The sequence below is a fragment of the bacterium genome, assembly GCA_020444325.1.
GTDB lineage: Bacteria > Bacteroidota > Ignavibacteria > SZUA-365 > SZUA-365 > BM516.
The window spans coordinates 302235-325487 of sequence record JAHLLD010000004.1; the positions used below are offsets into that span (position 1 = coordinate 302235).

21 protein-coding genes are annotated in these 23253 nt (G+C 58.8%); 9 read left to right on the forward strand and 12 right to left on the reverse strand.

Annotated features, from left to right (window positions below):
- Positions 1 to 59: 59 nt before the first annotated feature.
- Genes KQI65_07965 through KQI65_07980 form a run of 4 tightly spaced genes read right to left on the reverse strand, consistent with a single transcriptional unit; the run spans position 60 to position 6200 of the window.
- On the reverse strand, positions 60 to 1565 hold the full coding sequence (locus tag KQI65_07965) for a choice-of-anchor D domain-containing protein (GenBank protein ID MCB2204669.1): 1506 nt from the start codon (positions 1563 to 1565) through the stop codon (positions 60 to 62).
- Positions 1566 to 1579: 14 nt separating this feature from the next.
- Entirely contained in the window at positions 1580 to 3004 is a 1425-nt protein-coding gene (pyk, locus tag KQI65_07970) for a pyruvate kinase (GenBank protein ID MCB2204670.1), read from the reverse strand.
- Positions 3005 to 3015: 11 nt separating this feature from the next.
- Positions 3016 to 3759 carry an NAD-dependent deacylase gene (locus KQI65_07975; protein MCB2204671.1) on the reverse strand — a complete coding sequence of 248 codons (744 nt, stop codon included), beginning with the start codon at positions 3757 to 3759 and terminating at the stop codon, positions 3016 to 3018.
- On the reverse strand, positions 3756 to 6200 hold the full coding sequence (locus tag KQI65_07980; GenBank protein ID MCB2204672.1) for a penicillin acylase family protein: 2445 nt from the start codon (positions 6198 to 6200) through the stop codon (positions 3756 to 3758). Before KQI65_07980 ends, KQI65_07975 begins: the two co-directional genes overlap by 4 nt.
- A 164-nt stretch (positions 6201 to 6364) precedes the next feature.
- Between KQI65_07980 and KQI65_07985 the strand changes: the two genes are divergently transcribed.
- The 7 genes from KQI65_07985 (at position 6365) to lpxK (ending at position 11364) form a co-directional block, all read left to right on the forward strand.
- Complete coding sequence (locus tag KQI65_07985; GenBank protein ID MCB2204673.1) at positions 6365 to 7891, forward strand: OmpA family protein; 1527 nt, start codon at positions 6365 to 6367, stop codon at positions 7889 to 7891.
- Between the two features lie 25 nt (positions 7892 to 7916).
- The gene (locus KQI65_07990; protein MCB2204674.1) at positions 7917 to 8258 is read left to right on the forward strand and encodes a DUF4234 domain-containing protein; all 342 of its coding nucleotides are present in this window, start codon (positions 7917 to 7919) and stop codon (positions 8256 to 8258) included.
- Between the two features lie 41 nt (positions 8259 to 8299).
- Positions 8300 to 8518: a hypothetical protein gene (locus KQI65_07995; GenBank protein MCB2204675.1), complete on the forward strand. Its 219-nt coding sequence runs from the start codon at positions 8300 to 8302 to the stop codon at positions 8516 to 8518.
- On the forward strand, positions 8515 to 8778 hold the full coding sequence (locus tag KQI65_08000) for a hypothetical protein (protein ID MCB2204676.1): 264 nt from the start codon (positions 8515 to 8517) through the stop codon (positions 8776 to 8778). The genes KQI65_07995 and KQI65_08000 overlap by 4 nt, the downstream gene beginning before the upstream one ends.
- A gap of 108 nt (positions 8779 to 8886) precedes the next feature.
- Positions 8887 to 9690, forward strand: a complete 804-nt coding sequence (locus tag KQI65_08005; protein MCB2204677.1) for a hypothetical protein — start codon at positions 8887 to 8889, stop codon at positions 9688 to 9690.
- Positions 9691 to 9693: 3 nt separating this feature from the next.
- Positions 9694 to 10317: a lysophospholipid acyltransferase family protein gene (locus KQI65_08010; GenBank protein MCB2204678.1), complete on the forward strand. Its 624-nt coding sequence runs from the start codon at positions 9694 to 9696 to the stop codon at positions 10315 to 10317.
- Positions 10318 to 10332: 15 nt separating this feature from the next.
- Positions 10333 to 11364 (forward strand): tetraacyldisaccharide 4'-kinase, encoded by a 1032-nt coding sequence (lpxK, locus tag KQI65_08015; GenBank protein MCB2204679.1) that lies wholly within the window; start codon positions 10333 to 10335, stop codon positions 11362 to 11364.
- Positions 11365 to 11367: 3 nt separating this feature from the next.
- Here the strand turns inward: lpxK and KQI65_08020 are convergent, their stop codons facing one another.
- The 4 genes from KQI65_08020 to KQI65_08035 form a co-directional block, all read right to left on the reverse strand.
- Positions 11368 to 11664, reverse strand: a complete 297-nt coding sequence (locus tag KQI65_08020; protein ID MCB2204680.1) for a hypothetical protein — start codon at positions 11662 to 11664, stop codon at positions 11368 to 11370.
- A 148-nt stretch (positions 11665 to 11812) separates the two neighbouring features.
- Entirely contained in the window at positions 11813 to 13684 is a 1872-nt protein-coding gene (gene mnmG / locus KQI65_08025) for a tRNA uridine-5-carboxymethylaminomethyl(34) synthesis enzyme MnmG (GenBank protein MCB2204681.1), read from the reverse strand.
- 323 nt (positions 13685 to 14007) lie between these two features.
- Positions 14008 to 15405 carry an MBL fold metallo-hydrolase gene (locus KQI65_08030; GenBank protein ID MCB2204682.1) on the reverse strand — a complete coding sequence of 466 codons (1398 nt, stop codon included), beginning with the start codon at positions 15403 to 15405 and terminating at the stop codon, positions 14008 to 14010.
- A 34-nt stretch (positions 15406 to 15439) separates the two neighbouring features.
- On the reverse strand, positions 15440 to 17512 hold the full coding sequence (locus KQI65_08035) for a 2-oxoisovalerate dehydrogenase (GenBank protein ID MCB2204683.1): 2073 nt from the start codon (positions 17510 to 17512) through the stop codon (positions 15440 to 15442).
- A 310-nt stretch (positions 17513 to 17822) separates the two neighbouring features.
- Here KQI65_08035 and KQI65_08040 point away from each other — a divergent pair, with 310 nt between their 5' ends.
- Together KQI65_08040 and KQI65_08045 are read left to right on the forward strand one after the other, a co-directional pair.
- The gene (locus tag KQI65_08040) at positions 17823 to 18122 is read left to right on the forward strand and encodes an HU family DNA-binding protein (protein ID MCB2204684.1); all 300 of its coding nucleotides are present in this window, start codon (positions 17823 to 17825) and stop codon (positions 18120 to 18122) included.
- Between the two features lie 129 nt (positions 18123 to 18251).
- Positions 18252 to 19790 carry a YifB family Mg chelatase-like AAA ATPase gene (locus tag KQI65_08045; GenBank protein MCB2204685.1) on the forward strand — a complete coding sequence of 513 codons (1539 nt, stop codon included), beginning with the start codon at positions 18252 to 18254 and terminating at the stop codon, positions 19788 to 19790.
- On the opposite strand, the gene KQI65_08050 is transcribed toward KQI65_08045, so the two are convergent.
- The 4 genes from KQI65_08050 to KQI65_08065 all read right to left on the reverse strand — a co-directional run bounded on the left by KQI65_08050 (position 19785) and on the right by KQI65_08065 (position 23096).
- On the reverse strand, positions 19785 to 20543 hold the full coding sequence (locus KQI65_08050) for a WecB/TagA/CpsF family glycosyltransferase (protein ID MCB2204686.1): 759 nt from the start codon (positions 20541 to 20543) through the stop codon (positions 19785 to 19787). The two genes, KQI65_08045 and KQI65_08050, sit on opposite strands and share 6 nt — an antisense overlap.
- 93 nt (positions 20544 to 20636) lie before the next feature.
- Positions 20637 to 21182, reverse strand: coding sequence for a hypothetical protein (locus KQI65_08055; GenBank protein MCB2204687.1), 546 nt, complete (start codon positions 21180 to 21182; stop codon positions 20637 to 20639).
- Positions 21183 to 21259: 77 nt separating this feature from the next.
- Positions 21260 to 22666, reverse strand: coding sequence for a HAMP domain-containing histidine kinase (locus KQI65_08060; protein ID MCB2204688.1), 1407 nt, complete (start codon positions 22664 to 22666; stop codon positions 21260 to 21262).
- Between the two features lie 40 nt (positions 22667 to 22706).
- Complete coding sequence (locus KQI65_08065) at positions 22707 to 23096, reverse strand: response regulator (protein MCB2204689.1); 390 nt, start codon at positions 23094 to 23096, stop codon at positions 22707 to 22709.
- Positions 23097 to 23253: the final 157 nt, after the last annotated feature.

The window sequence follows — 23253 nt, forward strand, 5'->3', positions numbered from 1 at the left end:
CATATAGCGACAAATTTCACGTACTGTGAAATCATTTGAAAACTAAGCTTTAGTGCCTGTCAGCGCAGCAAAAGCATTCGGTGAATGCGCGTCGCCGATGCAGTGGTCATGCGCACGAAATAGCTTCCTGACGGCAGATCGCGGGCATGGAAGGTCGACGTGTGTTCTCCTTGCGACTGCATGCCACTGACGAGGAGGGCGACTTCGCGGCCCATGGCGTCATGGACGCTCAGGCGCACATGCTGGGCAGAAGGAAGGGACCACGCGATGGAGGTGGAAGGGTTGAAAGGGTTTGGTGTGTTGCTGCTGATCTGCGGCGTCCCGATGGCATGCACACTCTTCAGGTACTGATTGCAGAGACTGTCGATCTCCACCTGTCCATCCACGATGCGTGATCGGGGATTCCCGGCATTGAAAACAAGGTTCTCGATGTCGAGCGGACTCACGGGGGGTTCGCTCCAGACCCCGAAAATACGAAGATTGAAGAGCGTGCCCGTGCCGCGCAACGTATCGCCGCCCGTGGCCGTGATGCGCAGGTGTCCGGGCTGCACGACAGTCATGTCGACCTGCCAGCCTGCGCTCAGCGTGCCGGCAGTCTCGATACGATCGGGAATGAACAGCCTCCGGTCATACATCAGATCGAACGCGTATGACGTGGTACGCGAGCCTTCCCGATTGGCGAAGAGCGTGACGGGGATGAGGCTGTAGCGCTGCGATGGTGCGGTGAGCGTACTCATGCAGCCGGCTTCCAGCGTGGTAACACCGATACCGAGGAGGGGAATGGTCACCACCGGTGAATCATAATCGTTGGTGTTGAACATCAGGAAGCCGCTTTTCGGGAAAACGCTGCCCGGGTGGAAGCTGACGACGACGGAATCGCGTTCGCCCGGTTGAAGCGTGTAGCGGTCGGCGCCCGTGTAGGAGAACTCCGCGGCGTCCGTGCCCCCGATCAGGAAATCGTTGATGACGAGGGGACCGTACCCTTCGTTCTCGAATACGATGACAGTGTCACGGCGGTCGCCGAGTTCGACTTCCCCGAAATCGATGGCGGACGAATCGACCACGATCTCAGGCGATACGTTGTAAATGCGTACGCGAATGGCACCTGAATTGTCGGAATGCCTGTCGATGGAGAAAGGCGGATGATCCTCGATGAACAGCTCCGCTCCGCGACCCTGTCCCGTGTACGGCAGGGTGTAGGTGTAGGTGGGACTCGTACCCGAAGGCACAATGCGCGGGGCGATGGGGTTGCGGTCGACCAGGAAGCCGTTCGTGCCGGAAGTCGCGAGTCCCGGGAAACCGAATTCTCCGGGCGGGATATCACGATAATACGCCGCGTCAACGAGTCCGATGCTATCTCCCTGGAGGGTGGTCCAGAAACTGTAGGTGCCCGAACAATCCATGCGGTACGATTTCCCGAGCTGCAGAACCTGCGAAACCTGCGGAACGGTATCGATCGCGAAAATGACGCGTTCCTCGAGAAAGAGCTGCGCCTTGAGCGGCAGGGTGCTCAGGAGAAGGAATGTGGCGAGGGCTGTCGTGCGGAGAAAATTGCTTGACTTCATATGGCGTACTTTCATCATGACAGGCGATGTACCTCTAACATATTCGTCGAGCCCCTTTTCTGCAAGGGACTTCCGGCACTGTATACGACATACTCACCACGCTTCGCGAGACCGGACTCCAGTACCTGCGATTTGAGGGCGGACAACTGGTAATCGATTTCACTCAGCGGCGGGATGCGCACGGGGGTGACGCCCCAGGTGAACGCGAGCTGGCGATGCGTATCCGCATTGTCGGTCAGGGCGAGAATAGGCACTCTGGGACGGTATTTCGCAATAACCCGGGCCGTGCCGCCTGAAGTCGTCAGTGTCACGATCGCGGCGGCATTGATCTGGCCGGCGATCACGCAGCTGGCGCGGCCGATGGCATCGGACACGTTCAGCTGCATGTCCTCTGGAATCTCTTTCTGCGCCGGCGGGGAGGGAGGTTGCTCTTTCTCAATGGCGCGGACGATACGGTCCATGTATGATACCGCCTCGACAGGGTAGTCCCCGATACTGGTTTCCGCGCTGAGCATGACGCAGTCGGTGCCGTCGAGCACCGCATTCGCCACATCACTGGCTTCAGCGCGTGTGGGACGAGGATGCTGTATCATGGATTCGAGCATTTGCGTCGCGGTGATGACTGGTTTCCCGTAAAAGTTGCAGCGCTGGATGATGTGCTTCTGCAGCACGGGCACTTCCTCCGCGGGCATTTCCACACCCATGTCGCCGCGTGCCACCATGATACCGTCAGCTTCGTTGACGATATCCTCAATATCGTCGATGCCTTCGTAACGTTCGATTTTCGCAATGATCGGAACGCAACGGCCAAACACCTTCATGGTGCTGCGGAGTTCAATGACGTCGCGTTCGGAGCGGACGAAGGACAGGGCAACGGCATCGACCCCGGCTTCCAGGCCGAATCGCAGATCGTCGACGTCTTTCTCACTCAGGGGAGGAGCACTGATCGATGCGCCAGGGACGATGATGCCCTTGTTGCTCCGCAGCGTTCCGCCTTTGACGACGCGGGTGTGCACGTCGCTGCCATCGATGCGCTCGACTTCGAGCGACAGGTAGCCGTCGTCGAGCAGGATACGGTGTCCTTCCTCGACATCGTCAGGGAGTCCGGCATACGTCGTGCTGACACGCGCGGCGCTGCCTTCCTCGATTTCGTTCGTCGTGATAATGAACTCCGCACCGTCCTTCAGCTCAACGCCACCTTCGGGTACCCTGCCGGTGCGGATCTTCGGTCCCTGCAAATCCTGCAGAATGGCGACGGACGTCCCGGTACTCTCGGAGACCTCGCGAATGCGGCGAATGGTTTCCGCATGTTCTTCATGTGAGGCATGCGAGAAATTAAGCCGCGCGATATCCATGCCGGCTTCGATCAGTTTCCGAAGGACTTCGATTTCACGCGATGCCGGTCCGATGGTGCAGATGATTTTTGCGCGTCGTTGCATACGGCGTCTCCTCAGGCGCTGCCACGCAGGCGGCGCAGGGTTTCAAGAATGATGGGAAGAACGGTGCCCGAGCTGCCCTGCAGGCATTCGTGCATGTCATGGGCCAGGGCGGAAGGTGCGGTGTTGATTTCCACGACGTAGGCGCCCGACTGTTTTGCAATCCCCGGCAGCATGGCCGCGGGATAGACAACTGCCGAAGTACCCACACAGAGGAAAAGATCGCTGTCGCTCGCTGCATCCTGTGCCGCGTACAGTGCATCGGAGGGGAGGGACTCCCCGAACCAGACGACTCCGGGACGAATGGCCCCGCCGCAACTGCAGTACTGCACCTCCTCGGTCGGTGGCGCCTTGTCGCCATGATACGGGGCGTCGCAGACGCTGCAGCGGCAATGCTCGATGTTGCCGTGCAGTTCAAGCACTCCGCGGCTGCCTGCACGCTCATGCAGGTTGTCGACGTTCTGTGTCACGAGCGTGAAGCGGGGAAAAAGCGTCGCCATCTCCGCGAGGGCATAGTGTCCCGCATTGGGCTGTACGCTGCGCACGGTGTTGCGGCGCCACGAATACCAGCTCCATACCAGCTGCGCATCGGCTGCAAAGGCTTCCGGGGTCGCAAGCTGCTGCGGGTCATGATTGCGCCAGTGTCCCCCCGGCGCACGAAATGTTGGTACGCCACTTTCGGCAGACACGCCCGCGCCGGTGAGCACGGTGCAGTGCCGGGCCTCAGCGAGCAGCTGTTCGAGTCGCGTGCTTATCATGGCAGTTTCTCCCCGGGTTGGAGAATGAGGCATTTCCATGGAGACCGCCGGACGGTGGCGGCGTCCAGCACCAGCCGGTGCATGGCGCCGCTTTGCCAGAGCACTGCCTGGTCTGCGTAGTGATCACTGAACGGCTGTCCCGACTGTCCCGAGGTGATAATGATATAGCTGGAATCGGGGGCGTGCATATCGGTGACGAAACGCATGGAGGGACCCACAACGGCATTGTACGGATGCGCGAAGCTGTATTCTCCATTGTTCACCGTGGTATTATTGCCGCCGACGGACATCGGTCCGATATTGAAAATCCTGTCGAGCGGGGCGACTTCCCCGAGGGGATGCCTGAGCGTTACCGTGTGCATTTCGCCCCATCGCCAGCTGTCCATTCGTGGACCGAAGCGCTGCCGCAGTGCGGTCACCGCCTCGGTGACACTGCGAATCAGCATATGCTGCCGCGTCTCGCGCCTCGGCGTCCGCATGTCGTCGAATACCGTTGTCGCTGTGTCATGCAGAAGCCGCGGGAGCACCCGTGTCGGAATATTGCTCAGGAACACGTAGTTGTCGAACAGTGTGCTGTCGAGGTCATCATCGAGCGTATTATGCAGAAGCCGCATATACGTGCTGTTGAAAATGGAAGCCTCGATAGAGGAGGTGTGCATGCGGCAATCCCAGGCTGCGAGCCGGTTCATGACGCGTGTCAGCAGCACGGGACGCGTATCCCACTGCTGCAGCGCCTCGACCATTGCGTCGCGCAGGGTATCAGCCGCAACGGATTGCACGTCCATCTGCATCAGCATGAAGTCTTCGGTGCTGAACTGTTTTTGCTGTGAGAGCAATTGCCGAATGCGGGTGACACGCGCGTCGCTTTCCCACAGTCGTGAAATGTACCAGGGGAAATCATCAACGATTTTGTTGTTGGCCGTGGCGAACATCCCGCCTTCGGGATTGTATGCCCGGGGCAGCCGGTCGTAAGGGACATAGCCCGTCCACGGATCCATGTGGGCCGTACCGTCATTCGGCAGCTGCGGCGAAACGTCGTCACGCCGTATCGGGATGCGTCCCGTGGCCGTATAGCCGATATTGCCTTCACGGTCACCGTACACCAGGTTCTGTCCCGGCACGGCAAAGGTGGTGAGCGATTGCAGCACCTCCTCCCACGACCCCGCATGATTGAGGCGATAAAACGCCAGCACCTCGTCACTCATTTCCTGTCCCGCCCAGCGCATGCTCACGGCGGGAAGCTCCGCGAAACGGGAGGGACGGCGAATGACGCCCTTTTGGGGATACACGTCGCTGATGATGGGACCATGAATGGTCGTGGCTACCTGCAGAACGACAGGCAGACTGTCACGCACGATGATGGAATCGGTGCGCACATGCAGTGGCAGCTGTTTCCCTTCGACGACGTAGGTGGAATCCCGCATGTTCACGTTTTCGACGAAGAAATCCACATCGTCGGTCATCATGTTGGTCAGTCCCCAGGCAATGTCGTCGTTGCGTCCGATTACCACCGCGGGAACACCGGGCAGTGTCACGCCGGCAACATTGAGTCCGGGCGCGCTGAGATGCATGACATACCAGCGTGCTGGCTGCATGTACATCAGATGCGGATCGTTGGCAAGCAGGACGCCGCCGGTGCTGCTGTGGCTGCCGTTCACCACCCAGCTGTTGCTGCCGATCGCCGAGCCTTCGAGGCCGAACAGTCGCTGAGCCTCCCTGCGCGCGTCCCTGAGACTGCCCGCCTGCGCGATGGCGGCGGGGAAGTCGGGCGGCAGAATGCGCGCGGCATCGTCGGGGTAGGTAGGGAACAGCTCCTGGGCACGTTCCTCCCCGAGCCGGTCACGCAATTCACCCATGGTGAGGTCCACCCACCAGGACAGGGCCAGTTCCCATCCCATCAGTCTTGCGAGGAGGAGGGAATGGCGTGGCGTCCATCGCTCCGGTGTGTACTGCAGCAGATCAAATTCTATCGGGTAACTGCCGTCGTTTTCTTCTATATATGCGTTGACACCGCGTGCATAGGCTTCGAGGATGCGCATGGTCTGCGGGGAGACATGCGCTGCGAGGCTATCTGCGAGCAGATGGATACCTACCGTTCTCATGAGGCGGTCGACCGGCACGAGGCGCGGACCAAGGACTTCAGCCAGGCGTCCCTCTCCATAGCGCCGGAGCAGATCCATCTGCCAGAGACGGTCCTGCGCGTGCACATATCCCGCCGTGAAATACGCATCGTATTCCGACGAGGCGAGAATATGCGGCACGCCGAGTTCATCTCGCCAGACTTCGACCTCGCCGGCAAGCCCGGCCACTTCCTGTGTCCCCTCCGTTTCCGGCAGGGACTTGGTGATGAGAAAGCCGAGGAGGACGGCGCCGATAATCAGCAGGCTGAGCACTGTCCCCGCGAGGCCAAACAGCAATATGCGTTTCCGTGAAGGCTCCATGGCAGCATCAAACTAGCAACGGCATGATCCAAATCCAATGCTGCTTCGGGGAGTTACATTTCATCAAAAAAATGTGTAACATTCAGCAATTCACAATGAATACGACGGTTGAGATGCAGTTCCGATCCAGAGGAAGATTCCCGGAATTCACATTGGAGGGTGCGATGAGGCGAGCACTGCTTCACGTATTGCTGATTGTAGCGGTTTTTCCGCTGTCACTGTTGGCGCAGCAGGACTATCCGGAACGAGAGAATCTCGGTCCGATGATCAATTCGGAATACGATGAGGTGCTGCCCGTTATCGCTCCTGATGCAAAAACCCTGTATTTCGTGAGAAAAGGACATCCCGAGAACGCCGGTCCCGAACATCTTGACGATATCTGGTACAGCGAACTGCAGGCGGACGGCAGCTGGGGTCCCGCACGCAACATCGGTGCGCCGCTGAATACGGAAGGCTACAACTTCGTCTGTTCCGTCATGCCCGACAACAACGCGCTGATGCTCGGCAATCAGTATCTGCCGGATGGGGGACAGGATGAAGGGGTTTCGATGACCTATCGTGACAGCAGCGGCTGGTCGGCCCCGCGCAATCTGAAAATCCTCAACCTCGGCAATACCTCGGAATGGTCGGAGTACACACTCTCGCCCGATGGACAGGTGCTGATCATGTCCATCAAACGCGCCGACAGTCTCGGGGGACGCGATCTGTACATCAGTTTTCTGCAGGAAGACAACACGTGGACGGAACCGAAGAACCTCGGCGAGGGCGTCAACTCGGTGGAGCAGGATATCACGCCGTTCCTCGCGGCCGATGGTGTGACGCTGTATTTCTCCAGTAATCGTCCGGGTGGCTATGGAAACAACGACGTGTACGTCACGCGACGTCAGGACGAAAGCTGGCTGAACTGGTCCAAACCCAAGAATCTCGGATATCCCATCAATACACCGGGCTGGGATGCGTACTATACGGTCCCGGCGAACGGGGAATACGCGTATTTCGTCTCCACGAGCAAAGGATACGGCAAAAGCGACATTTTCCGCATCGTGCTGCCTGAAGATGCGCGTCCTATTCCCGTCATGCTGGTCAGTGGCAAGGTCACCGATCTCGATGGGAATATCGTGCCTGCCACGATCTCGTATGAACGCCTCTCTGACGGAGAAGAGATAGGAAAGGCGACGGTGGACCCGGAAACCGGCCGCTATAAAATCGCACTTCCCATGGGATACGACTATGGTTTCCACGCAGACGCCGACGGCTATTATCCCCTCAGCGAACATCTCGATCTGACCGACATGGGTGGATACGACGAAGTGCAGCGCGATCTCGTGCTGGCGCCGCTGCTGCATGGAACGTCCATTCGCCTCAATAACATATTCTTCGACTTCGACATGGACGTCCTGCGTCCCGAATCGTTTGCTGAGCTCGACCGCCTGGTCAAGCTGCTGAAGAAGTATCCCAGCATGATGATTCAGATCGACGGCCACACCGATGATTACGGTGGATACGATTACAACATGAAGCTCTCCCGCCGCCGTGCTGCCGCCGTCGTGAACTATCTAATTTCCAAGGGAATTTCTTCGATCCGGTTGATCTCACGCGGATTCGGCAAAACACGTCCCGTCGCCACCAATGACACCGACGAGGGCAGGCAGCTGAACCGGCGTGTCGAATACACCATTCTGCAGAACTGATCACCATCCGAACCGAGGACGTTGTATGCCTTCGATGATGCCGCGGATCAAATTCCGTTCACTTCCCATTCAAATCCTTCTCTGTATCGTAACCTTCGGGATTTATGCGCTCTACTGGTTCTATGTGACCGCCGTGGAGATGCATGACGCCGTGGGTGACGGGGAGGGCTCGCCCGGTCTCTGGCTGGTGCTGATGTTTATTCCTTTCGGCTCACTGTTCGCAACGTATTTTTATTCCACCCTGTACGAAAAATGGAGCGAAGAGTCATTTAATCGTTGGCTCCTTTGGGTAATTTGGATTATTTTTTCGCCTGCGGTGTGGTTTATCGTTCAGAGTGAACTCAATAAGCGCTCGACATACCACTGACCGGCCCATTCTCAACCACACGACCGACGAAGGCGACTTCAATGAGCAAATTCGAAACTTCGCTGTCGGATAATTCCGGCTGCCACATTACGCTGTTTCATGACCCCGAAGATCCCCTGAGCTGGGTGATCCGAAAATGGAAAAAATCTTTCTTCGGCAAGAAGGTTGAACTGTCGCGCTGGTTCAACAGCCGCGAACAGGCCGAAGCCTTTGCCGAATCCCTTCTCGAAGAGCATCGGCGCGCGGGGAGGACGAATTGAGCGAATCCGGTGATACCAGCCTGTACTGCTACGCTGTCGAGAATATCCTGCGCCAGGTGGACGGCCGCGAAGCTGACCTCGGACGGTATACGGTGCGATTCTACGTCAGGGATGGCCGTCCTTCCCGCGAAGCGACGGACGACATCGAGGAATTTTTCTACTATCCATCCGGTGGCACCATACGGGATGGTGACCTGAACATTCTGTTCTACGAACCCAAGCTCGACACCTATCACCCTTCAAACCGCGAACGCAAATAACACGTATCGCGCAAACATCCCGTTTCGCGCAGACATCCCGTTTCGCGCAGTCAACACTTGTTGCGCAACGAACCCGCACAGCGAACCAAAGCAACGGCGCCCATTACCATGATATTTTCCGCCCTCCAGTTCTGTCCCGCATTTCTCGATGTCAATGCAAATCGAACCCGGCTGACGGCCTACCTGCGTACCTGTGACGCCGATGTGGCCGTGCTTCCGGAGCTTTGCACTACCGGTTACTTCTTCCATGACGGCGCCCAGCTCGATGCCGTAGCGGAAGACGCCGGAGGTCCCACCGTTCAGTGGCTGCGCGAGATGGCGGCGGAACGGGACATGGTGATTGTGGCAGGCTTCGCGGAGCGGGATGGCGAGGATATCTATAACTCCGCCGCGACCGTGTTCCCTGATGGCAGTACGCGCATCTATCGCAAAGTGCACCTGTTCGCGGAAGAGAAGAAGCACTTCACTCCGGGAGACAAAGGATTCGAGGTGTATACGTGGGACCGCGAACTGCGTTTCGGTGTCATGATCTGTTATGACTGGCGTTTCCCCGAAGCCGCGCGCAGCCTGGCCCTGCAGGGCGCGCAGGTGATTCTGCATCCTTCCAACCTCGTGGCTCCGCCGCGGCTCTGGAAGCCCGTCATGCGTACGCGGAGTTTCGAGAACAAGGTCTATACGGTGACCGCGAACAGAAACGGGGAAGAGCGTCGGGGTGAGATGGGACTGGTGTTCCATGGCTGCAGTCAGATTATCGCGCCGAACGGCAGCACACTCGGAGAAGTGGATGAGCTGTACGAGGGCTGGCTCACGGCGGACTTCGATCCTACACGTGCCGATGAAAAAGCGTTTTCTTCCTGGAATAATATTTTTACTGACAGGCGGCCCGAACTTTACGGGCCCGGGACGTCCTGATCCATGCAACACTGGCTGCTTCGCACGCTGATTGAACTGCTCATGCGCACGGTGACCTTCACCGTGGAAAATGAGGAGGCCATGCTCGCGCTTCTCGACGAAGGGAAACCGTTTGTCCTCGTGTTCTGGCACGGCTCGATGACGTATCCCTGGTGGCACATGCGCTTCAAAAAAGCGGCTGCCCTGGTCAGTCACAGTAAGGACGGACAAATCCTTGCAAACCTGCTTTCCAGCTGGGGGTATCACGTGCTGCGCGGCAGCAGCAGCCGCGGAAGCAAGGAAGCCATGCAGACCATGCGCGCCGCCGTGCGTGAAGGACATGTGCTCTGCGTGACACCCGATGGTCCCCGCGGACCGTATCATGAGATGAAAATGGGTGCCGTGCGTGTGGCGCAGACTACCGGGGTCCCTCTCATCTCGGTGAGTGTCGGCTACCGCCGCTACCGCCGTCTCAAGAGCTGGGACCGCTTTGAAATTCCCTTCCCCTTCACACGGGCACGTGTGGTGTACAGTGACCCTGTGATGATCGACCCGTCCATCACCGGCGAACCGCTCGACGAGCTGCGGCACGATCTCGAAAAAGCCATGCTCGCCCAGTATCGCACCGCCGTTCTCGAAGTGTCCTGACACCGGCGGCCTCCCATGCTTTCTTCTCTTTACGGACTCGGAATGCAACTGCGGAATACGGCGTATGACCGCGGCTGGCTTCGTTCGCATTCCTGCGCAGTGCCCGTGATATCGGTAGGAAATCTCACCGCGGGTGGTACGGGCAAGACGCCGGTGGTCGAAGCCCTGCTGCGCGCCATGCTCCCCGATTGGCGTGTCGCCATGGTTACCCGCGGCTATCGTCGGAAGAGCAGCGGACTGCTTGTCGTCTCCGACGGGGCAGGGAAACGCAGCGGTGTGGAAGAAAGCGGCGATGAGGCTGCACAGGTGGCGGCAAAATTTCCGTCGGCCGTGGTGATCGCTGACGAACAGCGAGTGCGCGGCGCCCGCTACGCGGCAGACAACTTCGGGGTGCAGCGTATCGTCCTCGATGACGCCTACCAGCATCGCGCCCTGGCGAGGGACTGCAACATCCTCGTGCTCGATGCACGCTATCCACTCGCGTCGCTGCGACTGCTCCCCGCGGGACGACTGCGTGAGCCTCTCCGCGGCATCGACCGGGCGGATATCGTGCTGCTCAGTCGCTGCGAGGACGCCATGCAGGTGGAAGCCTTGCGGCAAGAGGTCTCACGTCGCACATCGGTACCCGTATTCGCAACCCGCTTCACTCCTGTAGCACTGTACCCCGTCGTTCCAGGCCGCACCGATGCGGCGTCGCATCCAGTTGATGCGCTTGCGGGGAAGCGCGTGCTGGCTTTTTGTGGTATCGCCTCGCCCGCATCATTCACACAGACGCTCGAGGGAATGGGAATGGAGGTCGCCGATACCATGCAGTTCCCGGATCATCACTGGTATAACAGTGACGATATGCAGAAACTGCATAATCGCGCGGAAGCACTGGGAACGGAACTCCTCGTGACAACGGAGAAAGATGCCGTACGTCTGCAGAAGCATGCCGGCGCGCTGTCCATGTTTGAAGTGCGCTACCCGCAGCTTGAACTGGAGTTCATTGATGGGGATGATGCGAAGTTCTTTGAAGAGGTGGAGCGGCTGCTCGCGCAGCACTGACGCTCAGGAGTGTCGCTGCTGAAGGCGTGTGCGAAGCGTGCGGGAACAGGGTTCACAGAAATGGGAGGTGGGATCGCCGCGCAGCACGTCAGTGGGAATATCCTCCTTGCAGAAAATGCAGCGCCCGTAGTCCCCACGCCGGATGCGTTCGAGCGCGAGCCGCAGCTCGTTCAGATGCGGATCGCCCTTGAAGGCGAGGCAGGCCGTAAGATATTCCTCCGACAGCTCCTGCAATGTTTCGTCGTATCTGTCCTGCAGGATCGATGCGATACGATGGAGGATAATTTCGCGTATTTCCATAGTCTGCGTGTCCAGAGACCGCTACCTCCTTTCAGGCAAAAGGGAGTAAAACTGTCTTAGAGGCGAGGGAAAACAATACCCTATATTTATCGGATTTCCGCTGAATGTCAAGGGGGATTTTTTTACAGTGGTACCCTGCGTACGCGGATTACCTGCCGAGATATACCATCAGGATGGAAATATCGGAACTGCTGACGCCGGAAATGCGTGAGGCCTGTCCGACCGAGGCGGGACGCACACGCATGAGTTTTTCCCGTCCTTCGCTCGAGAGGGAGTGCACCCGCGAATAATCAAAATTGTCTGGAATACGAAATTCTTCAGCGCGACGGAATTTTTCGATCTCGCGTCCCTGCCGCTCGATATAGCCCAAGTATTTCGTCTCGATTTCCACCTGCTCGATGACGCGGTCATCGCCGAGTCCCTGCCGTACGGAAGCTTCGGAAGAGAGTCCGTCAAGCCGCAGGGCATCGGCGGCGCGGACTTCCTCGCGGCGGATGATTTTTCCAACGAACTCGTGCTGGGTGACAGGAGGCGATTGCCGATCGGTGAGGAAGGGATTGAGCGTCTCCGGGGGAAGTGTACGCGATTCCACGATGTCGCGCAGCGAGACGATGAGATGCTCCCGTTGCTGCATGGCGGCATGCACCTCGTCGGGTATGAGTCCGAAACGGTGTCCGTAGCGCATCAGGCGGCGGTCGGCATTGTCCTGTCTGAGCAGCAGCCGGTACTCCGCCCGCGAGGTGAACATGCGATAGGGCTCGAGTGTACTCTTGTTCACCAGGTCATCGATGAGCACGCCAACGTAGGCTTCATCCCTGCGAAGGACGAATTCCTTTTCCCCTCGCAACTTGAGTACCGCGTTAATGCCGGCCATGAGTCCCTGCGCCGCAGCCTCCTCGTACCCGGACGTTCCGTTCACCTGTCCGGCAAGAAAGAGCCCGCTGATCGCTTTCGTCTCCAGGCTGAGTTTGAGCTGATGGGGCGGAAAAAAGTCGTATTCGACGGCGTATCCGGGACGCAGCATTTCGACATGTTCGAGTCCGGGCACCGTCCGCAGCGCGCGCAGCTGAATGTCTTCAGGCAGACTGGAGGAAAAGCCGTTGACGTACACCACGTCCGTATCGCGTCCCTCGGGTTCGAGGAAGAGATGGTGGCTGTCCTTGTCGGCGAAGCGCACGATTTTGTCTTCGATGCTGGGACAGTAGCGGGGCCCCGCGGCCTGGATACGCCCGGTGAACATGGGCGACTGCTCGAAGCCCTCACGCATGACATCGTGCGTCCCTTCATGCGTCCGGGTGACATAGCAGGGCACCTGTTCGAAGTCCGGGATGGGGGATTGGTAGGAAAACGGCTGCGGATTCTCATCTCCCGGCGCAAGGCTGGTCTGATCGAGGTCGATGCTTGTAAGGGATACCCGGGGGGGCGTCCCGGTTTTGAGCCTTCCGGTTTCAAAGCCATAGCGCAGCAGTGTTTCAGTGATGCCCGTCGCGGGCTGTTCCCCAAAACGTCCGCCGATACTTTTCTGCAATCCTGTATACATCGCACCGTTGAGGAAGGTGCCAGCGCAGACAATCAGCGCTGTGCAGCTGATTTCCTGTCCGTCGGATGTGGTGACGCCTCGCACGGTGTCGTTTTCCACATGCAGCAGCTCGACCGAGCCCTCGATGACATCGAGTCCCTCAGTGCTTTCGATCACCGACCGCGCCACGGCGCTGTACAGCTCACGATCGTTCTGGCTGCGGGGGGACCACACGGCGGGACCCTTCGAGCGGTTCAGCATTTTGTACTGAATCGCTGAAGCGTCGGCGATCTGTCCCATGACACCGCCGAGCGCATCGATTTCACGCACCAGGTGTCCCTTGGCCGTACCGCCGATGGCGGGATTGCACGACATGCGTCCCGTTGCTGCGGGATCCATGGTCACCAGCGCCGAACGTGCACCCATACGCGCCGCTGCTGATGCCGCTTCGATGCCGGCGTGTCCGCCGCCAACAACCACTATGTCGTATCGTGTCGCCATATCCTTTAAAACTACGAAAGCCGCGATTGAATTCCAGTGCAGTTCGGAATCAGCCGTACGAGTTTCACACGGGTTGCATACGAATGGGGAAAAATTTATCCCCATGTCCGAAGTGCAACCTTTTTGTACACCCCCCGTATTGACCGTAGGCTAAAGACTAGGGACACCAAATCCTACCTCATCACACCCTCCGTCAATCAGTAGTGGCAGGTTTGCGAGATCACCTGCCATTTTTTTTTGTAGCAGAAGAAGACCGCCCGTCCCTCACAGCGAGAGACGGGCGGTATTATTTGCATCGGTTGGACGGTCCGGCTGCAGGAAGATCAGAGCGTGAAACTGTCTCCCGGAGAGGGGATATGGACGTTATCAAGCCCGAGTTCGTCTTCCATCGAGAGGCCGAGCTTCTGCGCCTGATCGAGGTCACCGTGCACCAGGAAGCTCATGGCGAGACGTTTCGGATCGAACCGGCGGTGATATGCCAGAAGTTCGTTGCGGTCGGCATGTGCACTCAGGCTGTTGAGCACGAATACTTCGGCATTGAGTTTGAATTCCTCGCCGAAGATGCGCACGACGGGCTCTTTCTCGACGATTCTCTTTCCCAGCGTGTGCTCGGCGTTATATCCGGTCACGAGGATGGTGTTGCGCTCGTCTTCAATATTATTACGCAGGTGGTGCAGAATGCGTCCCCCCTCGCACATGCCCGAGCTTGAAATGATCATCATCGGTTCCTGCCTGCCATTGAGCGCCTTGCTCTCATTGACATGCATGATGTAGCGGAGGTTCTCGAAACTGAAGGGATTCTGATGTGTCAGGATGGCCTTGCGCGCTTCCGCATCCATGCATTCCGGGTGCAGGCGGAAAATCTGTGTGGCGTTGACGCTGAGGGGACTGTCCACGAATATCGGGATTTCCGGCAGGCGCCCGGTCTCACGCAGTTCGTGAAGATGATAGACCAACTCCTGCGTCCGGCCAACGGAAAATGCGGGCACGATCACCTTTCCGCCGCGCGACACGGTGCGTTTGATAATGTCTTCGAGGCGGTCGAGGATGATTTCGCTGCCGAGATGCTCACGTCCGCCATACGTACTCTCGCTGATCAGGTAATCCACATCGCCGACATGCTCGGGGTCACGAAGAATCGGACGATCAGAGCGCCCCAAGTCACCCGTGTAGCACAGGGAGACATCCCGCTTCCCGTCCTTGATTTCGACGAGAGTGATGGCCGAACCGAGGATGTGTCCCGCATCGTAAAACGTGATGCTCACTTCGGGGGTGATGGCGGTTTTGCGGTGGTAGCCGACGGTGGTGAAATAACCAAGGACGTCGACAACGTCTTCAGTGTCGTACAGTGCGTGAATCGGCGGCAGTCCCTTTTTCTTGTGCAGTTTGTTGACGAACTCCGCGTCTTTCTCCTGCAGGAACGCGCTGTCGAGCAGCATGATATTGGCCAGGTCGCGGGTGGCTGCCGTGCAGTAAATCGGACCGCGGAAGCCGTGGCGGTAGAGCATCGGTATTTTCCCGCTGTGATCGACATGTGCATGCGAGAGCACGAGCACGTCGATTTCTTTCGGATCGAAGGGAAACTTGCTGTTCTGTTCCCACGCTTCCGAGCGGCGTCCCTGGAAGAGTCCGCTGTCGAATAGAATTTTTTTCCCGTTGACTTCGAGCAGATGACTGGAGCCGGTGACATTGCGCGCGGCTCCGTGAAAGGTCAGGCGAATCATACGCGTCCTTGCTATGGTCGTGGTTGTTGAATCAATACTGTGCCAGTGCCCGTGCGGCAGTGATAATGTCGTCGCGTCCCACGAGTACGGCATCCTCCAGCGGCTTCGCGAAACCGACCGGGGCGTCGAGCGAGGCCAGGCGTCGCACAGGTGCATCGAGATGTTCGAAGCAGTGCTCCCCGATCCAGGCCGCGAGTTCACCACCGAATCCACCGGTGAGTCCGGCTTCGTGAAGCACGAGCGCGCGACCGGTTTTCAGTACGGTAGCACGCACGGCCTCCTGGTCAAAGGGCAGGATGCTGCGGAGATCGAGAATCTCACAGTGGACGCCTTCCTGCGCCAGTGTTTCGGCCGCCTGCAGTGCCAGGTGCACGGTGTTGCCGTAGGTGACGATGCTGAGCTGCGAGCCCGGCCGCCGCACACGTGCGCGTCCGATCGGGACGCAGAGTTCCTGCGTGGGATACCCCGTCTTTGCCGCGGGGTGATTGTAGAGGTACTTCGGTTCGAGATAAATCGTGATGCCACGGGTGCGGAAGGAGCAGCGGAGCAATCCCGCCGCATCTTCGGCGAATGCCGGCATGACGATGCGCAGTCCGGGAATGTTCGCCAGCACGCCTTCGATACTCTGTGAGTGATAGAGTCCCCCCTGAATGTACCCGCCTGAAGCCAGGCGTACGATAATGTTGGGGGCAAACTGTCCGTTGCTGCGCCAGTGCTCATGCGCGGTGTTGACGAGCTGCTCCATCGCGGGCCAGAAATAATCGGCGAATTCAGCGCCTTCGACCACCACCCAGATATCGTCGCGGTAGCGGCAGAAGCCGTTGGCCGTTCCGAGAATGAAATCCTCGGCGATCGGAGCATTGAACACGCGTCCCGCGCCGAACTCCTGCTGCATGCCCTTGGTGATGTTGAACACGCCGCCTTTTTCGCGCGAGGCCACATCCTGTCCCCAGAGAAAGGTGTGCGGGTTGCGACGGAATTCCTCCTTCAGCGCGCGGTTGATGGCGTCGCGCAGGGAGACGGGTTCCTCCTCGCCGGCATGCTTGTCCATCTGCCGCCGGAAATCCTCGTTCGAAAGGGGACAGACATGCGTGTCGTCGGCGAACACGCCTTTAAGCACCGTTGAGGGATCGGGCGCAGGCGCTTCTTCTGCGCGGGCGGATTCTGCATCCATATGCTCGAGGTTTTCGCGCTCGATGGCGCCGAGTTCCTCCTCCGTGAAGCGCTCGGTCGCCAGCAGCCAGGCCCGGAAGCGCAGCAGGGGATCGCGTCGCCGCGCTTCAACCAGTTCGTCCTCACTGCGGTACAGTTCATGCCGGTCGGAATTGCTGTGCGCGCCCATGCGCACGCAGTCGGCATGCACCATGGCGGGACCCGCACCGCTGCGCACATACTCCACCGCCTGCTGCATGACCTGCATCGAATCCAGCACATTGGTACCGTCGCAGTTCAGCACTTCGAGATTGCGGAAGCCGTGGAAGTTGTCGGCGATGTTGGTGTTCGCGCTCTGCTCGTGCACAGGGACGCTGATGCCGTAGCCGTTGTTCTGCAGCACGAAAATCACCGGAAGTTTTTCCCGGCAGGCGCCGCTGAGCGCCTCGTAGAAATAGCCTTCCGAGGTCGTGGCTTCGCCGCTGCTGTAGTAGGAAATTTCATCGCCGTCGTAGCGACGGATGGCACGTGCCACACCCACCGCGTGCAGACTGTGACTGCCGACGCAGGAGGACACGTTCTGTATGCCGATGGCGGGTTTGGCGAAGTGATTGCTCATGTGCCTGCCACCGCTGGCCGGATCCGTTGCGCGCGAGAGTCCGTTGAGCACGATTTCTTCGACTGTCATTCCCGCCGCGAGCACTGTCATCAGGTCGCGGTAATACGGGAAGAGGAAGTCCTTCCCCGGGCGGAACGACGCACCCATCGCCAGCTGTATCCCCTCATGTCCCGCACAGGGCGCATGGTACGACCAGCCCTTCGACATCTTCAGGTAGCGCGCGGCCTTCTCATCAAGGCTGCGCCCGAGGTGCATCAGGCGGTACCAGTCGCGCAGGGTATCATTGTCGGTTGAAGGAATGGGCCCCTCGATGGGGTGCAGGCCTGTGATCATCGTGTTCTGCTCCGGCAGGTGGTGGTTGCCTTCCAGTGCGGGAAGGAAGATTCGGTAAAAAATACTCCATCACCTCCCCTCAAACAACCGCGCGGGCCCCCTCGCGATACACCTGAAACGGGAAAGCGGGATTTGCATTCGGCGCGTTGCAGTGCCAGCAGGGGGGGAACGGTGCCCGACCTGCGTTTCACCCCTGTATTTATTGACGAAAAAAGTGATGCGCAGTCGAAAAAGTATTTGACAGGCGCGATTTTTTCATTATGTTGGATCGAGCTTTCACACACATTCTCACTAACCCAAGGAGGCATCCATGGCAAAAGCAGCGGCAGCGAAGCCGATGACCAAGAAAGAGATCATTGACGCTCTCGCAGAGAAACTCGACCAGCCCAAGAAGGTTGCAGAGCAGTTCCTGAACGAGTACAATGATCTCGTGTACAAGCAGACCAAGAAGACCAAGGAATTTACCATGCCTGGTCTCGGCAAGTGGGTCGTCGGACGCAGCAAAGCGCGCAAGGGCCGCAACCCGGCCACGGGCGAAACGATCAAGATCCCTGCCAAGAAGGTCCTGAAATTCCGCGTTGCCAAGGCAGCGAAGGACGCAACCCTGTAAACCGGGTTCTACCGATTTTGCAAGGCGCCTTCATGGCGCCTTTTTTTTGTCCTGCATCCAACCGCGCGACGCTGTACATTCCCTTACCGTCAGGGAGACGGAACGACAACACACATAGCAGGGGGAGCAATGATTTCAACGGTGTACAGCGCATCGACGCATGGCATCAGTGCCAGCATCATAACGGTTGAAACGCATATTGAAAGTCAGATGCCGGGCTTCGTGGTCGTGGGACTGCCCGACAACGCGGTGCGGGAGAGCAGGGAGCGGGTGACAGCGGCCATCAAGAATTCGGATTACGCCTTCCCGGTCCGGCGCATCGTGGTCAACCTGGCGCCGGCGGATATTCGCAAGGAAGGCTCGGCGTTCGACCTGCCGCTCGCCATGGGCATTCTCTGCGCGACAGGTGAACTCCCCGAGGCGGCGGCGGATCACACGCTGTTTCTCGGTGAGCTGGCACTGGATGGCACGCTGCGTCCCATACACGGCGCACTGTCCATCGCCCTCGAAGCACTGCGGAAAAAATACCGACGCATCATCCTGCCCGCAGCCAACGCGCGGGAAGCGGCGATGGTGAAGGATATTGATGTCTATCCCTGCGCCTCGCTGCGCGAAGCGGTGGCGTGTGCGGACGGCAGGCATCCCCATGGCAAGCCGTATCGCATCAATACAGAGGATGTTTTCAGGGAGAAACGGCTGCACAGCGCGCTGGATTTTTCGGATGTGAAGGGACAGGAGAATGTGAAGCGCGCGCTGGAAGTGGCAGCGGCGGGGGGACACAATATCATCCTCATCGGTCCCCCGGGTTCTGGAAAAACCATGCTCGCCAAACGCCTGCCGGGCATACTGCCCCCGCTCACGTTTGACGAAGCGCTGGAGACGACGAAGATTCATTCGGTGGCGGGACTCCTTCCCCCCGGCGAAGCCATTGTTGCGGGACGCCCATTCCGCGCGCCGCATCACACGATCAGTGACGCCGCTATGGTGGGTGGCGGCGTGGGCTGGGCGCGTCCGGGTGAGATCAGCCTCACGCACAACGGCGTGCTGTTTCTCGATGAGTTGCCGGAGTTCGCACGAAATGTACTCGAGGTACTGCGTCAGCCGCTGGAGGAAGGCACGGTCACGATATCCCGCTCGCGCAGCACCATCGAGTACCCGGCCGCCTTCATGCTCGTAGCCGCCATGAATCCCTGTCCCTGCGGCAACCACGGCAATCCCCACCAGTCCTGCAGCTGCACCGAAATGCAGATTCAGAAATACATGAGCCGCATCTCGGGTCCCCTGCTCGACCGCATTGATATCCATGTGGAATGTCCCCAGGTCAAGTACCAGGAACTGGCCAGCGAGCGGCGGGGAGAGTCGTCCGAGATCGTGCGCCGGCGTGTGATCGCCGCCCGTGAACTGCAGGCCGGGCGCTTCCGGCAAAGGGCGGACCTGCACTGCAATGCGGGGATGAGCGGACGCGATGTCTCCCGCTTCTGTACGGTGGATGACGGCTGCAGGGAACTGCTGCGTAAGGCGGCGCAGGCGCTGGGTTTCAGTGCGCGCGCTTACGACCGTATCCTCAAGGTCGCACGCACCATCGCGGATCTCGCCGCGAGCGAGCACATCCGCAGTGAGCATATTTCCGAGGCGATACAGTACAGGGATCTCGATCGTGTGCTATGATGCGCGGCGCAGACGCTGCCGGAGGATGTGGAAGAGAAAGGAGGGGAAACCGAGGAGGTAGCGTTGCCAGAGGCGTCCGGGCTCGTGCACGAGGCGATGCAGCCACTCGAGTCCCAGCGCCCGCATCCACCGCGGGGCGCGTGGACGCCGTCCCGCGAGGAATTCCACGAATCCCCCGGTGGCAACGACGACGGGAATATCGAGCGCGTCGCGGTGCATGCGCAGCCATTCGAACTGCAGCGTCGTCCCCAGGCTGACCAGCAGAACTTCCGGCGCAAAACCGCGGATGTCCTCTAGCACGGCGCTGTCACCGGCGTCGATCATCCCGTGATGGCAGCGCAATGCCGCGCCGGGGTAGCGCTTCGTAGTGTGTTCCATCAAGGTATCGCTAGTGAGAAGACTGCCACCGAGGACGTAGATGCGCGTGCCGTCGCGGAAATGGCGATCGAGCCAGGGCAGCATGGTATCGGTGCCGGTGAGTCTGTCAGGTTTGCGGCCCGTGAGCAGGCGCACACCCAGCCAGGCGGCGATGCCGTCGAGATGATTGTATGTGCAGTGGTTGAGATAGTCGCGCAGCCGTGTGGATCGCGCGGCGTCGAGGAGGATGTGGAAATGTGGTGCGGTGACGGTGATGCGATCGCGCGAGTGAATGGCATCATCCCACAGCGCATGAAACAGTGCCGCAGGAGCCAGGTGCATGCGCACACCCAGCACATCCACTTCTTCGGGTTTCCGTTGCGGCTCTTGCGTCATATTGCGGGATCCCTCTGCGTGCGTGCCTGTAAAAAGCCTGCGTGCCTGTAAAAACGGCGGCCCGTGGCCGCCGTCAATAGCTGCGATGCGTGTTTACTTCTCGGTCGACTCCTCGTCTGCGTCCTCCGCTTCATCACCGTCCACCGCTTCTTCTTCCTCATCGCTGCCGAACCAGCCGAGAAGGAGGGACATGAGCATGACGCCGTTCATGTCGGCATCGGGGAGGAAATTGCCGTCAAACTGCAGGTCGGCGTGCTCTTTCTGCAGCGGCAGCCAGTTGGCGTTACCGTCTTCGTCGATGGCCACGGTGCCCGGCTCGTAACCGAGTTCGCTGAGTTTCGCGGAGACCTTCTCGCGCAGTTCCTTTTCCTCATCGAACCAGTAGCTGAGAATGCGGCTGGCGAGTTCCTGCGAGAGATTCGCTTCCTCGCTGATGATGGGGAGCAGCATGGAAATCGGAGCGCGACCGATATTGCGGAAGCCGCGCACCTGGTGCTTGCCGGTGGTCAGCTGCGCCAGTGCGGTTTTGTCGGCTTCGAGAGCGGGACGCACGACGGAAAAGCGAAATTTCCTGTCGTCCATCAGCGCGAACACTGCGTTCGCGGGGTGGCTCTGCTTCTCTGGTGTGTTTTCTGCCATAATCCTGTATAGGTAGTGAGACAATGCAATGCCAGCGGGAAAAGTAGCGCTTTCCCGCGATTTCTCCGAACGGCTTTTCAGACGTCGATTTCTTCAAGGTCCGCCGAGGGCGGGGAGTATTTCTTCGGAAGGGTGATGAAAAACGCGGTGCCCGGGTGATCGGCACCGTCCGCCAGCTGGGAAGGGGACTCCAGATGAATGCGCCCGTTGAACTGCCGGATGATATGCAGCACCACACTCATGCCGAGTCCGGTGCCCTCGATGCCTTTTTTCTTTGAGAGACTCGAGCGGTAGAAATCCTGGAACACCTTCTGCTGCTCGTCCTTCGGAATACCGATGCCTGAGTCGGCGATCTCGATGATGACATTGTCCTCATCGTCGCTGATGTGAATCTCGACGCGTCCACCCTTCTCGGTGTACTTGTGCGTGTTGGAGATGAGATTCGACAGTCCCAGCTTGAGCAGCTTCTGCTCGGCCTCCACGTAAATATCTTCTTCGCTGCTGATCCAGGTGGAAAAACGGATTTTCTTCGCAACGAAGAGAATGCGCATTTCCTGGTAAATCTCGTTGATCAGTTCGGTGAGATTGACACGGGCAATTTCAGGTTTTTCGGCGAGCTTGAGCTGCGTGAGCTGCAGGATGTCGTTGACCACGGAGATCGCCCCGTTCAGACGGATGCGCGAGCGTTCGAGGGGACGCTCCAGCGCCTCGGGTATGCGTCCCAGCGACCCGTCGAGTATCATGTTCAGATACGTGGTCGCAGCGGCAATGGGGGTTTTCAGGTCGTGGACGACAGACATCACATAGCGCGATTTGGCCTCTTCGGCATCCTCCAGCCGTTTGTAGGCCACGGTCAGCGACCGCTCGCGCAGGTACAGCTCCTTGGAAATCGAGTTTGCCAGGTAATTGCTCACGAAGAGAATGCCTGCGAGGAGGATGATATGCACGATGACATAGGTCTCGTTCGTGTACGAGTTGCCGTCGAGAAAGCCTTCGAGCGCGAAATGCGGGATGATGCCGTGCAGTTCGAGCAGCGACCCGAGCGTGATCGCTGTGATGGCAATGCCGATCAGCAGGTTGATGACATGCCGGGGAAGAATGAGGCTGCCGATGATCACATGAAAGATGAAGAAATAGAAGAAGGGGGATTCCACACCGCCGCTCAGGTATACGAGCACGAGCAGGGCCATGAAATCCGCGAACATCTGCAGGAACGCGAAATGCAGTCCATGAAACGCCGCATATCCGTCAGGCAGCTTCCCGTGCGTGCGGTGAAAGATGGTGTTATAGAGAAGGATGATGAGCGCGAGAATGCCGATGGCCAGTTCGTCCATCCGCAACCCGTCGACCAGAAGTCCGATGAGTATCAGTCCGAGCAGCATGATCACCGCCACATAGCGCAGCGTAATCAGCCACAGGTTCCGGCGCTTGAGTGTGTGCCAGAACTCGTCGTACATGATCCATTTCGGGGCCAGTTCAATCATCGGTCACCACGGATGGTCACAGGCAGTCCCTTCTGTCTATTTACGGCATCGCGCGGGCGTGCCGTTTCTGCAGCTGGGTGTGAATGGCTTCGAGCAATACCCCTGGCGGGATGGGTTTCTCGAGATAATCCTCTATGGGAACGGTTGCGCTCTCCCCGAGATGCATCCCGACGGCGCGGGAAAGGGAAGTGAGCATGATGATGGGAAAATCGTGTCCGCTGCGCCGAAACCGGTTCGCGAGGTAAAATCCGTCATCCGGCTGCTGCATCATCACATCGAGCAGCACGAGATCGGGATGATGCTCATGCACGAGGTCAATCGCCTCGTCCACTGTCCCGGCGGAAACCACGTAATACCCGTTGGCTTCCAGCAGCATGCGGTTTGCTTCTACAATGTCAGGATCGTCGTCAATTAATGCGATCGTGGGCATACGTCACTCCTGCGTTCGCAGTTTGGCGGATTCTCCGCCTTCCGGAAGCAAAATACGCAGGAGGGCTGCAACTCGCAACGACTTCAGGACATAATTATCCGCTTTGCGCAGATCACGTACATGTCATGCAATAAATGTGAAAAAAATCACTTTTATT

Coding starts and splice junctions, on each gene's coding strand:
- KQI65_08055 (MCB2204687.1), bottom strand. CDS start 21,182: ATGGCAGAAAACACACCAGAGAAGCAGAGCCACCCCGCGAACGCAGTG.
- KQI65_08005 (MCB2204677.1), top strand. CDS start 8,887: ATGATATTTTCCGCCCTCCAGTTCTGTCCCGCATTTCTCGATGTCAAT.
- KQI65_07995 (MCB2204675.1), top strand. CDS start 8,300: ATGAGCAAATTCGAAACTTCGCTGTCGGATAATTCCGGCTGCCACATT.
- KQI65_07975 (MCB2204671.1), bottom strand. CDS start 3,759: ATGATAAGCACGCGACTCGAACAGCTGCTCGCTGAGGCCCGGCACTGC.
- KQI65_08065 (MCB2204689.1), bottom strand. CDS start 23,096: ATGCCCACGATCGCATTAATTGACGACGATCCTGACATTGTAGAAGCA.
- KQI65_08035 (MCB2204683.1), bottom strand. CDS start 17,512: ATGATCACAGGCCTGCACCCCATCGAGGGGCCCATTCCTTCAACCGAC.
- KQI65_07965 (MCB2204669.1), bottom strand. CDS start 1,565: ATGAAGTCAAGCAATTTTCTCCGCACGACAGCCCTCGCCACATTCCTT.
- KQI65_07990 (MCB2204674.1), top strand. CDS start 7,917: ATGCCTTCGATGATGCCGCGGATCAAATTCCGTTCACTTCCCATTCAA.
- KQI65_08050 (MCB2204686.1), bottom strand. CDS start 20,543: ATGACGCAAGAGCCGCAACGGAAACCCGAAGAAGTGGATGTGCTGGGT.
- lpxK (MCB2204679.1), top strand. CDS start 10,333: ATGCTTTCTTCTCTTTACGGACTCGGAATGCAACTGCGGAATACGGCG.
- KQI65_08010 (MCB2204678.1), top strand. CDS start 9,694: ATGCAACACTGGCTGCTTCGCACGCTGATTGAACTGCTCATGCGCACG.
- KQI65_07980 (MCB2204672.1), bottom strand. CDS start 6,200: ATGGAGCCTTCACGGAAACGCATATTGCTGTTTGGCCTCGCGGGGACA.
- KQI65_08060 (MCB2204688.1), bottom strand. CDS start 22,666: ATGATTGAACTGGCCCCGAAATGGATCATGTACGACGAGTTCTGGCAC.
- mnmG (MCB2204681.1), bottom strand. CDS start 13,684: ATGGCGACACGATACGACATAGTGGTTGTTGGCGGCGGACACGCCGGC.
- KQI65_08040 (MCB2204684.1), top strand. CDS start 17,823: ATGGCAAAAGCAGCGGCAGCGAAGCCGATGACCAAGAAAGAGATCATT.
- KQI65_07985 (MCB2204673.1), top strand. CDS start 6,365: ATGAGGCGAGCACTGCTTCACGTATTGCTGATTGTAGCGGTTTTTCCG.
- KQI65_08020 (MCB2204680.1), bottom strand. CDS start 11,664: ATGGAAATACGCGAAATTATCCTCCATCGTATCGCATCGATCCTGCAG.
- pyk (MCB2204670.1), bottom strand. CDS start 3,004: ATGCAACGACGCGCAAAAATCATCTGCACCATCGGACCGGCATCGCGT.
- KQI65_08045 (MCB2204685.1), top strand. CDS start 18,252: ATGATTTCAACGGTGTACAGCGCATCGACGCATGGCATCAGTGCCAGC.